Origin of the sequence: Mucilaginibacter sp. KACC 22063 (assembly GCF_028736115.1) — a bacterium.
Classification (GTDB): domain Bacteria; phylum Bacteroidota; class Bacteroidia; order Sphingobacteriales; family Sphingobacteriaceae; genus Mucilaginibacter.
Genome location: NZ_CP117877.1, coordinates 809,192 through 822,529, shown reverse-complemented (window position 1 = coordinate 822,529; position 13,338 = coordinate 809,192). Strand labels below are relative to the sequence as shown.

Sequence of the window (13,338 nt, the reverse complement as noted above, 5' to 3'; positions counted from 1 at the left end):
TAGTTTCGTTAAAAATTCAGACTTAATCCCATAATGTAGTTGCGGGTTGCAGGCGCATTGGTACCGATGGTCAGGAAACGGCGTTGCTGATAGGATAGCGGCACTGCGGCATTCTGGTTACCATAAGAGTTGGTTTCAGGATCCATTCCAGACTCCTTTTTGTAAGGCGAGAACAGTACAAATGCGTTTTGCAATGTAAAGTATGCACGAAGCCTTGTTGAACCGCGTTTGGATATTAACTTGCTGAAATCGTAACCCAATGTCATGGTGCGAATTTTCAGGTATGAAGCGTCGAAATACCCCAGGGTGCTTCCGTATTTAGGGTTATCACCGCTAAGGATACCGCCTGGTTTCGGATAACTTGCCCCTGTATTGGTCGGGGTCCAATAATCAACGTTAACGTTATTGTTACGGCCTGTTAACTGGTCAAGGTAACCTGCAGAACCATAAAGCGTGCTGATTAATACACCACCATCTTTATATACACCTACTACGCTAAAGTCGAAGTTTTTGTAAGATACGCGTGTATTGAAACCACCTTCAAACTTAGGGTCAACGTCTATGATCTGACGGTCTGCCGCACCAATTGGCCGGGTTGGCGTACCATCAGCATTATAAGTGCCTGTGTAAAGTACTTTAATCATACCCACATTACCACCTGGCTCCAGAATGTTTAAGTAAGGATCACCCTGTTGCCATAAACCGATCTTTTTGTAATCATAAATAGCGTTGATGTTATGGCCTACAAACCATGAGTTTCCTTCGTCGCGGGTTTGGCCGTTAGCAAGGGCAACTAACTTGTTGCGGTTGCCATAGATGTTAAAGCCCAGATCCCAGGTCCAGCCGTTGCTGTTGATGATCGTACCATCTAAGCTAAGCTCTAAACCACGGTTTTGAGTTTGACCAACGTTTGCAGTATAGCTGCTTACACCAGATGTTGGCGGAAGGCCCACACTTAGCAAAAGGTCTTTGGTACGGGTAGAATAGTATTCCAACTTACCAGACAAGCGGTGATTAAGCAAAGAGAAATCGATACCGTAGTTCCATGTCTGTGAATACTCCCATCCTAAGTTTGCGTTTGGCAGTTGGGTAACATAGTAACCGGTAGCATAGTTGGTGTCACCAAAGTTTTGGTTACGTGAAGTTAACGCACCCAATGTTTGGTAGGCACCTACAGCCTGGTTTGAAGTCTGACCGTAACCTACACGTAGTTTTAACAGATCAAAAGTTTTAACGTTTTTCATGAAAGACTCGTTCATCAGGTTCCAGCCAAGTGATGCAGCCGGATAAGTATGCCATTTATGGCCCGGGGCCAAAACCGAAGAAGCATCTGAACGAACGGTTGCCTGTAAGAAGAAGCGGTCATCATAAGAATAGATCGCACGCGCCATGTACGACATCAGCCCGCTTTGGCTGTAATTACCTTGTCCAAGTGTTACCTCGCCGGTTGCAGCACCCAGATTATAAAACTGGAATGCATCTGCCGGGATATCTTTTGCTGATGAACTTGAGCTGTTAAAACGGCTTTGCTCAGTAGAATATAATGCAACAACGTTCAGGTTGTGTTTACGCGCAAATGTGCGATCGTAACTCATTAAGTTTTCAATTACCCAGTGGTAAGTTGCCGAATTTGAAATACCGGCAGTTGATGATGTTGTTGGAGTAGTACTTAATATACCTACACCTGTGTAGTTACCATTATTGCTTTGGATATAATCGCCACCCACGTTTACGCGGTATTTTAAGCCCTCTACCCATGGAATTTTAACCTCGCCATAAGCAGAGTTGTAGCTGGCGAAACCACGTGTTTGGTTAAGCCATTGATCTTTGATGTTATTGATCACATCTTTTGTTAGAACATAGCTTGTAGTAAGCGGCGTATTGATGTTCCTTTTTAAAGTACCATCTGCATTGTAAGGATTAGCCAATGGCGAAATGCCTAATACACTACCTACTGATACCTGGTTACCTGTTGTTAAGTTATAATTCTGGTTAAGGGTAAAGCCAATTTTCACATATTTACCTACGTTTTGATCTACCGAACCACGAATTGAATAACGTGTATATTGTTGTGTTGGAATCAGTCCTTTGTTGGTATAATATCCACCACCTACGTTATAACTACCGGTTGCACTACCGCCTGATACAGCTATATCATGGCTATCGATAGCACCCGTCTGGTAAAATAATTTTTGCCAGTCGGTATTTACGTTATCAGCTTCGTCTGATGCATTGTTATATAAGCCGGCTGCTTTTCTTAAAGCTAAGAACTGAGGGCCGTTCATTAACGGGTAACGCGCAAAAAGGGTTTGTATACCATAATAAGCGTTGTAGCTGATACGCGCATTTGCGCCCATTTGCCCCCTGTTTGTTGTTACTAAAATAACACCGTTAGCACCACGCGAACCATAAATAGCAGTTGCAGATGCATCTTTAAGAATGTCGATGCTTTTAATATCAGTAGGATTGATATCACCGATGTTGCCTACAAACGGAATTCCGTCTAACACAACAAGCGGTGCATTACTTGCAGTAAGTGAACGCTGTCCACGGATCAGTATCTGTGTAGTAGCACCGGGCTGGCTTGAAGTCTGCTGAATGTCTACACCTGGTAAACGGCCTTGTAGCGCCTGGCTGATGTTTGGTGAAGGAACGTCTCTTGTACGTTCGCCGCTGATAGAAGAAACAGATCCGGTAACAGCTTCGCGCCTTTGCGAACCGTAACCGATAACTACCACCTCGCTGATATCTCTTGAACTCTTTATTAAAGTAATAGCTCCTAATTCGGGTTTGCCTGTCGATATGGCTTTTACCTGCTCTACATAACCCACAAAGCTGATGGTGATGGCTTTGGTGGCGGCAGGCACACTTAGTTTAAATTCACCGTTAACACCTGTTTGCGTACCTGTGCTGGTTCCTGCAATACGAACTGTCGCGCCGGGAAGCGGCTCGCCTTTCTCATCAAGTATTTTACCGTGTAATGAGATAGATTGGGCGTGTGCAGATATGGATATGATGGTTAATAAGGCTATTGACAGACTTATTCTCCAGCGTTTTAAATTAGAAAGTCGAAGTTTTCTCATGTTCTTGGTTTTGTTTTTAAAGTATAGGATTGGTTTTTAACCACCTGTCCTTGACAGGGGCTTACATTAAGCCTATTAAGTTTTCATATGCTTCTTCTCTTTAGGTTGTTATCCTTCAGAAGGCATCGCTGCGGCTTATGATATGATTACCAAGATGCAATCGATTTCATAATATGCGCCAATGAACGTACTTTCTGTTGGAGCGCTTTGGTTTATAATTTTGGTATTGGTTTATAATGCGCCGGGCTTATGTAATGAAGATGTTAGCCGGCTGCAATGATGCTAATTTCAGATGTTTAAAAGATTTTGTATGCAAATTTTGATTAAAAACATACTACAAATGTTCAAAATTAAGGCAAAAACATTTTTTGATGATAATATTTGATGGGTATAAACTTTGGTGACTCATATTTTGGGTAGTACTTTGTATTTAAAGATTTATACGTTGTACATGGGTCGAAATGTTTAGCCTGCGAAGTATCCGATTTAAGAAAATCACTGTATTGCACAATCGAAGAGGTTTAAAATGCCACTATTCCGCAATCGATTGTATGCCTTGCCTTATTCAATAACAATTGGCTATGGAGAACCATAAACAAAGCTGCCTGCATCAAATATCATGTACTTGATGCAGGCAGCTTTATTTCGAAACTAATTACAGTATAGAAATTACTTTAGTCACTGTTTTATGATTTAAAGCAGTTTTCTCATCAGGCTGGCTACCACCTACCGTAATGTCCACCTTGCCGCTAAGCTCTTGCAGCTTCCCGTCTGATGCTGTAACAGAAAGATCTTCAGGCGAAAGCTTAAACATAACATCCTTTGTTTGCCCTGCTTTAATTAATGTACGCTCAAAGCCTTTTAAAACTCTGATAGGTGCTGGCTGTGCAAGCCCTTTGTGTGTTAAGTATAGCTCTGTAACTTCTTCGCCATCCATTTTGCTGTTGTTAGTCACGTTCACATGCACCAATAGTTCTTTGCCTTTAACAACAGTACCTTGTACACGTAAATTGCTGTACTTAAACTGCGAGTAGCTTAATCCATAGCCAAATCCGTAAAGTGGCTTGCCTTTAAAGTAACGATAGGTACGGTTACGCATAGAATAGTCGGTAAAAGATGGCAGATCATTATCGCTTGCATAAAATGTCACGGGTAATCTGCCTGCCGGGTTATAATCGCCAAATAAAATATCAGCAAGTGCTGTACCTGCCGCCTGACCGCCATACCATGCATTAACTATTGCCGAGATATTTTGCGATTCCCACGGAATAGCAATTGCTGATCCGGTCATCATTACAAAAACAACAGGCTTACCTGTAGCCTTTAACGCTTTAAGCAAATCTGTTTGCACCTGCGGCAGCATAATAGAGGTACGGTCGCCACCATGAAACCCTGGTGTATTAACCTTCATCTCCTCCCCCTCTAACCGCGGAGAAATGCCGCCAACAAACACAATTGCATCAGCATCTTTCACTTTATTGATAAGTGCGATAAAATCATTATGATTAGTTGAATCGCCTACATAGTTAACCGCTTTATCATAAACTACTTCCGTACCGCTGCCAAGTTTTGTCTTGATACCTTCAAGCGCAGTTACAATATGCGATGGCCTGCCGTTGTAATTACCCAATACAGTTTCTTCATTATCAGCATTAGGCCCTAAAACTGCTATCTTTTTTAGATTTTTACTTAGCGGCAGGGTGTTATGCTCATTACGCAACAGCACCATCGACTGATGCGCCATTTTTAGTGAAAGGGCTTTATGCTCCGGAGCTTCCAGCACTTCCTTACCTATTTTGTTATATTTAACTAACTCGGGCGAGTCAAACATACCCAGGCGAAACCGTATAGTGAACAGCCTCTTCAACGATATATCCAGTTGCTTTTCGGTAAGCCTGCCATCCTTTACTGCTTGCACCAAAGATTTATAGGTAACATTTCCACACTCCACATCTGTACCATGCAATACAGCATCAGCAGCTGCGCTTTCTGCGTCCGTATGCGTTTTATGCTGCTGATAAAAATCGTCTATAGCGCCGCAATCTGATGTTACATAGCCTTTAAACTTCCATTCATCGCGCAGTATACTGTTCATCAACAAGTCGTTACCACAACAAGGCTGTCCCTTGAATGCATTATAAGCACACATTACACCCGCTACTTTGGCATTAACAACCAGTTTTTTAAAAGCAGGCAGGTAAGTATCGCGCAGGTCATACTCGCTAATGTCTGTATCAAATTTATGGCGTATATCTTCCGGTCCGCTATGAACAGCATAGTGTTTTGCACAGCCAGCGGCTTTTAGATATGTAGGGTCGTTACCTTGTAAGCCGGTTACAAATGATCGCCCCATTTCGCCTGTCAAAAACGGATCTTCACCGTAGGTTTCCTGACCCCGACCCCAACGCGGATCGCGAAAGATGTTAATATTGGGTGTCCAGTAAGTCAGGCCGAGGTAAATGTCATGTTTACCGTTCTTCATACTCTCATTATAAATGGCACGGCCTTCATCTGCTGTATAATTACCCATGTTATGAATAGAAGCCTTATCCCATGTTGCAGCCATGGCAATAGCCTGCGGATAAACTGTCACCTTAAACGGCGTACGCGCAACGCCATGCAAACACTCGTTCCACCAGTTGTATGCAGGAATGCCCAACCTTTCAATTGCGGGTGCAGTATTAAGCATCTGCCCAACTTTTTCCTCAAGAGTCATTTTGGAGATCAGGTCGTCAACGCGATCACTAATACTTAACTGAGGGTTTTGGAAACGATACTGATAATGCTTATCAGGCGATTTAAAAGCAATACAAAAACAGGTAGCAATGGCTATAGCAGCTATGCTAAGGGTTAGTGTTTTTCTCATGGTGGTTAATTTAGGTTAGCAATCTTCAGGTTTAAATGAATGCTGTACTTGTTAAAAATAAATAAACCTGCATATATTTACAATCGATTGCATAAATTTACTGTATTGATAATTTGCTCCGTCTCCTGTTGCAATTATCGATGAAAAGTTCTTCTTCTAACCATAAACCAATTAGTACCCATATTATATGTTGAACAACATTGCTATCAAAAAAATTGCTGTTGCAGGTATTGCAGCAGGCTTACTATCTGTACAAGCAGGTTTTGCACAGGGCAAACGCCACTATTTATCTGAACCGCTGATTAAATCCATTTATACTGCCGACCCATCAGCGCATGTATTTAATGGAAAGATCTACATTTATCCATCGCATGATATCGATGCCGGGATACCTGAGAACGATAATGGCGATCATTTTGCCATGCGCGACTATCACATCCTTTCTTTAGACAGAATTGGCGGGCCGGTTACAGATCATGGTGTTGCGCTGGACATTAAAGATATTCCCTGGGCGGGCAGGCAATTGTGGGCGCCGGATGCCGCTTATAAAAACGGCACTTATTACCTGTACTTCCCGGTAAAAGACAAGCAAGACGTATTTCGCATTGGCGTTGCTACCTCGAAAAATCCTGCCGGCCCATTCAAGGCAGAGCCTAAGCCAATACCTGGCAGTTTCAGCATTGACCCTGCTGTATTTACTGATACCAACGGTAAAAGCTATATGTACTTTGGCGGCATATGGGGAGGCCAGCTGCAACGCTGGGCAACGGGCCAATACCAGCCTGACGGTTCTAAAACAGATTTACACCAGGATAATGCACCTGCGCTTAGCTGCAAGGTGGCTATGCTTGCACCTGACATGAAACACTTTGCAGGCAAAGTAAGAGATGTGGTAATTGTTGACGAAAAAGGCAAGCCACTGCTGGGCAAAGACCACGACCGCCGCTTTTTTGAAGGCTCATGGATGCATAAATACCATGGCAAATATTATTTCACCTATTCAACAGGTGACACCCACTTTTTATGCTACGCTATAGGTAATAACCCCTACGGCCCGTTTACTTATAAAGGCGTTTTCATGAAACCTGTAGAGGGCTGGACCACCCACCATTCAATAGTTGAATTTAAAGGCAAGTGGTATATTTTTTATCACGATACTCAGCTATCAGGTAAAACACACCTGCGCAACGTTAAGGTAACTGAACTTTATCATAACGCTGATGGCAGTATCCGCATGATTGATCCATTCAAAAGCTAAATGCCTTACTGTATGAAAAGCATTTTCCGACATTTAACTACCTGCCTGTTTGTAGCCGCTGGCTGTATAACAACTGCCTTTGCGCAAAATCCTATAATACAAACCAACTATACTGCCGACCCGGCTCCGCTGGTGTATAATGGCAAAGTTTATCTGTACACCAGCCATGACGAGGATAACTCGACATGGTTTGTAATGAATAACTGGAAGCTGTACACCACCGAGGATATGGTGAACTGGACAGACCACGGACAGGTTGCCGGATATAAAACATTTGATTGGTCAAACGGCGATGCCTGGGCCATACAGGTGGTGCAACGCAATGGCAAGTTTTATTTATATGCCCCGGTTAAATCAAAGGATAAACACCGGTCGGCTATTGGGGTGGCTGTATCAGATAGCCCCTACGGCCCTTTTTATGATCCGCTTGGCAAACCGTTGGTGAGTGTAAGCAATGGCGACATCGACCCAACTGTATATATCGATGACGATGGGCAGGCTTATTTGTACTGGGGCAACCCGGATTGCTATTATGCAAAGTTAAATGATGACATGATCTCGGTTAAAGGCGAACCGGTGCCCGTACCGATGACAGAGGCTTCATTTGGTAAAAGAGATGGCGTTGCCAATAGGCCGACCCTTTACGAAGAGGGTCCCTGGCTTTACAAAAGGAACAGTTTGTATTACCTGATCTGGGCAGGCGGCCCGCTGCCTGAACATATTGGCTATTCGACCAGTAAAAGCCCGCTTGGCCCGTGGAAAAATCAGGGCACATTAATGGCTACCGAGGGTAGAAGTTTCACCAACCACCCGGGCATAGCTGATTATAAGGGCAAAACCTATTTCTTCTACCATAACGGTTCTTTGCCTGGCGGCAGTGGCTTCAACCGTTCGGTATGTGTCCAGGAGGCCGCTTTTAATAAAGACGGAACATTTAAACCAATGAAAATGGAACCCGGAATTACCAAAAGCCTGAAGCCTTTAAACCCCTATGAGAAAGTGGAAGCAGAAACCATTGCCTGGTCTGAAAATGTTAAGGCATCTCAAAATGCCGAAGTAGGCGTGTTTGTTACCGCTAAAAAGAATGGGGCATATACCGAAGTAAAAAGTGTAGATTTTGGAAAAGATGGTGCTTCGTCATTTTATGCCCGCGTAGGCAGCACTCATAACGGCGACGTATCAATGGAAGTGCATGCTGATGGCATCGACGGGCAATTATTGGGCACAGTAAAAGTACCGCTTACAGGTGGTAACGACCGCTGGGCGGTGGTATCTACAGCAGCACAGAAAATCACAGGCGTACATGATATTTACTTTGTATTTAAGGGCAAAGCCGAAACAGATATTTTGTTTTTCGATTACTGGAGATTTGCGAAGTAAGAATTTTAAATAAATAAAAGCCGACAGCCTGAAATATCCATGATCTCAGATTGTCGGCGTCTTTAACTTACAGCTTCACCACCATAGCCTTCCCTTTATATATCAGCGTTTTATCAAACTTAGTAGCAGATTCGCTGTCTGCGCCATGCATACCATTAACAATTACGATATTCAATTTGCGCTGCTTAAGCATCCCATTAAAGTTTCCTTTGGTATCTGTAATACTTAATTGTTTTAGTTTATCATTCCATTTAAGGGTAAAGGTGGCGTATTTACCTTTTTCGTAATTGTAGTTATCGTTCTCGTCTTCGTAAAACTGAAACCGGCCATCTGCTCCCGGATATATCCTAAGCTCGATCACATTTGCCGGTTTCTCGGTAGCGTATTGCATTACCGGCCCCATCGGTATAATAGAACCTGCCTTAACATATAATGGCATGGTTTCAACAGGCACATTAACATTTAAGGTTTGCCCTCCTTCATATTTTTTCCCTGTCCAGAAATCATACCAGCTCGTACCCACTGGCAGGTATACCTTGCGGGTATGTCTACCAAGCAAAGCGTCATCTCCTGTGTATAATTGTTCGGTAACAGGATTCACCATAAATGCAGGGCCAAACATGTACTGATCCGGAATATCGTAAACCTTGGCATCATCCCTAAAATCAAAGGCCAGCGAACGCATGATGGTATAGTTTTGCATGGTTACCCTGCCCGAAAGTGAATAGATATAAGGCAGCAAACGGTAACGCAGCCTATCATATTTTAACAGGATGCTTCGGGTTGCTTCGTCCCAGTTGCTTGAAAATATAGCCCGTTCGCCTTTACCATGTATCCTGAATATGGGGCTAAACGTTCCAAACTGGAACCAGCGCGTAAACAACTCCCTGAACTCGGGTTTAGACCAATCAGGCGCTTTCCAGTTGTAATGGTACCCGCCAATGTCTGATGTCCAGTAAGGGATGCCCGAAACGCAGGCGTTTATTCCCTGCGGTACCTGTGACTTTAAAGCCGCAAACGAGCAGCTGATATCTGAAGACCATAAGGTAGCCGCATTTCGTTGTTCGCCTGCGAAAGACTGACGGATCAGGAAGAATGCCCGCTTACCCGGAATATCCCTTCTCCAGCCTTTATATAAACCTTTGGAGTGTTCTAATGAATAGGTGTTAAAATAATCTATCCCCTTGCCTACCGAAAAATCAGCCTTGCGGCGTTCGTCAAGCAAAGCGCCGTTATCGGGTTCGCATTGGTCAACCCACCAGGCATCCCAGCCATAACGCTTAACCAGGCTGTCGCGCGCCTGGTCCCAGTAAAGTTCTCGCGCTTTAGGGTTATGTGCATCATAGTACGTGTCAAAAGTATGGGTAACCACATTATCCCATGTAATACTGGTTAAGCCACCCATTTTGTCCAATGCATCATAATTTGGAGTGCCCTTACCAAATACCGGCCATATCGAGATCATGCCATGTATGTTGGCTTTGTGCAGTTCATCTACCATTGCTTTGGGATTAGGGTAACGCTCCGGCTTCATTACATGCGAACCGATGGGCAGCGGATCCCAGTAATACCAGTCCTGCACAATCACATCAACCGGAATATTGGCATTGCGGTACCTGTTCTTTACGCTGATGATCTCCTGCTGGCTCATATACCTGTCTTGCGACTGGAACAGGCCAAAGCTCCATTTAGGAAACATTGGCGCTTTACCTGTGGTTGTGCGGTACAGATCAATGATATGATCAAACGATGGCCCGTAGAAAAAATAATAGTTCACCTGCTTACCGCTTTCAGATACATACTTAAACTTGGTATTGGAATCTTCGGCGCCGTAAAAATTTGAAGCTGAATAATTATCCCACATTAACCCATAGCCTTTGGTAGACAACAACACCGGGATGGCACCGGTCATATACTTGATGGCCATATCCTGGTTGCGGCCCTTATAATTGATGGAAAGTGTATCTGTAGGATGGCAACCCAGGCCAAATAAGGCTTCATTAGACGGTGAGATAAATTGGGTAGAGCAGTTGTAAGTGCTTATACCTGCTACAGTATCTGCTTGCATGGCCTTACCATTAGCACCATCTTCGCCGGTTATTAGCTGGCCGCCTTTTGTAAAATACCGGATGGCATTGGTCTGCTTATTTACCTGCACTTTGAGCCGGGCTGTAGTAATTACTATTTCATCACCCAAGGTTTCGACCTTGAAAGGAGTTTTTGTATTCCATTGATTATTTACCACCAATGAATTAAATGCCGGGAAGGATTTTAAGAGGGTATACTTAACCTGGATGATATCGTCTGCACACACCTTTACCATCATCAGCCCTTTGTCTAAAACAAATGTTACGCCGTCTTTATCCCGATGGTAATTGACTACAGCAGCATTTGCAGGTCTTGCAAATACCAATAAAGCTACTGCAAGCAGTAGTAAGGCTGCTTTTTGAGTGATGGTTTTAAAGGTCATAATGGTTGTGCCCGCTAATTAAGGATACTTAGCCGGACAACAACTAATTTACAGTTAATTACCTATTGTGCGAATTAATTTTTACAGGAGCTATCCCTTTATGAGTAGGTATTACCTGGTTGATCATTCCGTTGGCATCAAAAGTTAGCTTATCAATACAAACTTCGCGGTTCCAGCCTGCGGCATCACCCATCTGAATACCTTTAGGATAATTAAAGCGGTGATAAACCAAATACCATTCATCCTTACCCGGAATTTGCAATACCGAGTTATGCCCCGTACCGTATATGCCTGCATCCTTATCCTTAGCGATAACAAGGTTTTTAGCAGGAACCATGATCTTACTTAAAGGCCCATCGGCAATACCATACCTTACCTTATAGTTTTCGCTGCGTGTATCATCTTCAGACCATGTGAAATAATATTTACCATTACGATAAAACACATAAGTACCTTCGCGGTAAGTATCATCAGGGGTTAGAATTTTAGTGGTACCGGCTTTAATGGAAGTCATGTCATCGTTTAGTTCGGCACCTGCCATATAGCCGTTGCCCCAATACAAATAACTTTTACCCGTTTGCGGATCAGTAAACACATCAGGGTCTATCTGCTGGCCGCCGCGTACACCTTCAGGCAGTTTATCAATTAATGGTTTACCCGAATCTTTAAATGGCCCAAGCGGATCATCGGCTACGGCAACACCTACTCTTTGTGCCGCGCAGAAGTAATAAAAGTATTTGTATTTACCGTTGATCTTTTTCTCGATGATGCAGGGTGCCCAGGCATTGCGTTTTGCCCAGCTTACATCTTTAGCCAGATCTAATATCACGCCGTTATCTTTCCAATGCACCAGGTCAGGTGAAGAGAACGCTTTAAAATAAGTGCCCGACCAACCTGTAAAACCATCAGAAGTGGGATAGATATAAAACTTGCCTGTTTTTTCGGCATATAATATTTCGGGATCGGCATAATAGCCAGCCAATACCGGGTTATGATTTTCTACAGTAATTAGTTTATAGTCTACAGGTTGGTGTCCGGTTATGGTTACCCTGTAACTTACAGGCCCTTTCGAAAAGTCAGCAACACCTGTCAATGGCTTTACAGTTACACCAGGCAGTTTGGCAAATGTTGGTTTTAGAGCTTTTAAATTAGCTCCAGGAATTATGGGCAGATATAATTTGGCAGCAGCCGTATCTAACTTGATATTATTGATCTTAACACCCTTTGCCTGCATGGTTTGAAACACATCTGCAGGTGACAACCACTTACTCACCAAGCTTTGCGCCTCTGATGAAGTGATAGGCATCACCGTACCATGCCTTGGGTGAAAGTTCATGCTTACCTCGTTATCCACTGCTTTGAAGTTCTTTAAATCAGTAGTTTTTGTAAACTGGTAACGGCCACTGGTATACATATCATACATCAATATATAACCGCTTCCATCATTTAACTTAAACGTCCCGGCACCTTCAACCGGTAAGTTGGTTTGCTGTACGTAATCTTCACTTTGCATTTTATAACCTCCGGTTAGGCGGTCTGAAACAGCAATTTTAATCCCCGGCTGGCGGTCTTCAGTTTTAAAGAAAAGGTAATATTTACCACCTTTCTCAACAATGTCGCCATCTATACAGGCGGCATTATCGGGGCTATAAAATAATTGCTGGGGTTTGGTTTCCAATGCAGTAAAATCGTTATTAGCATAGGCATAGTAGATCTTGTCGGGCTGACTGCCATACTTCAACGAGAAGTAGATCATGTATTTTTTCGCAACCGGATCATAGATAGTTTGTGGCGCCCAAACACGTAAAAGGCTATCCTGGCCTGCATATGATTTCTGGATATTAATGGCAGTAGATTTCCAGTGAATCAAATCCGTTGACTTTAACAATACCATACCGCGATTAGAGCTCCAGCCTTTGGCAGATACCATATCCGTAGCCACCATATAGAAAGTTTTACCATCCTGCCCGCGTAGGATATGCGGATCGCGGATACCTCCTGTTTCACTGATGGTTGCGCTGTTAAGAATGGGCTTATCCTGATTTAACGCCCAGTAATGATAACCATCAGCACTGATAGCATAGTGTACCGCTTCCTGGTTTTTATCATTACCTGTAAAATAAACGAACAAGTAAGCTTTATACGGCGATGAAGTTTTACCTGCATTTTGAGCTTTTAACAGCGTACTTGAACACAAGAACAACAAGAGCAGCAACACTGATAACCGGGTCTTGCTGAATGAGTTTATTTTATTAAAATCAGGAATGTATCGCATGCTAAT

6 protein-coding genes are annotated in these 13,338 nt (G+C 43.3%); 2 read left to right on the top strand and 4 right to left on the bottom strand.

The window, feature by feature from the left end; translation table 11 throughout:
- Positions 1-8 precede the first annotated feature (8 nt).
- The gene (locus PQ461_RS03640) at positions 9-3,083 is read right to left on the bottom strand and encodes a SusC/RagA family TonB-linked outer membrane protein (protein ID WP_274208280.1); all 3,075 of its coding nucleotides are present in this window, start codon (positions 3,081-3,083) and stop codon (positions 9-11) included.
- A 655-nt stretch (positions 3,084-3,738) separates the two neighbouring features.
- Positions 3,739-5,949 carry a glycoside hydrolase family 3 C-terminal domain-containing protein gene (locus PQ461_RS03635; RefSeq protein ID WP_274208279.1) on the bottom strand — a complete coding sequence of 737 codons (2,211 nt, stop codon included), beginning with the start codon at positions 5,947-5,949 and terminating at the stop codon, positions 3,739-3,741.
- A 187-nt stretch (positions 5,950-6,136) separates the two neighbouring features.
- Here PQ461_RS03635 and PQ461_RS03630 point away from each other — a divergent pair, with 187 nt between their 5' ends.
- Complete coding sequence (locus PQ461_RS03630; RefSeq protein ID WP_274208278.1) at positions 6,137-7,207, top strand: glycoside hydrolase family 43 protein; 1,071 nt, start codon at positions 6,137-6,139, stop codon at positions 7,205-7,207.
- A 12-nt stretch (positions 7,208-7,219) separates the two neighbouring features.
- The gene (locus tag PQ461_RS03625; RefSeq protein WP_274208277.1) at positions 7,220-8,587 is read left to right on the top strand and encodes a glycoside hydrolase family 43 protein; all 1,368 of its coding nucleotides are present in this window, start codon (positions 7,220-7,222) and stop codon (positions 8,585-8,587) included.
- Positions 8,588-8,654: 67 nt separating this feature from the next.
- Here PQ461_RS03625 and PQ461_RS03620 read toward each other — a convergent pair whose 3' ends face one another.
- Both PQ461_RS03620 and PQ461_RS03615 read right to left on the bottom strand, forming a co-directional pair.
- Complete coding sequence (locus PQ461_RS03620; RefSeq protein ID WP_274208276.1) at positions 8,655-11,057, bottom strand: glycoside hydrolase family 31 protein; 2,403 nt, start codon at positions 11,055-11,057, stop codon at positions 8,655-8,657.
- A 58-nt stretch (positions 11,058-11,115) separates the two neighbouring features.
- On the bottom strand, positions 11,116-13,332 hold the full coding sequence (locus tag PQ461_RS03615) for a glycoside hydrolase family 43 protein (RefSeq protein WP_274208275.1): 2,217 nt from the start codon (positions 13,330-13,332) through the stop codon (positions 11,116-11,118).
- Positions 13,333-13,338 lie beyond the last annotated feature (6 nt).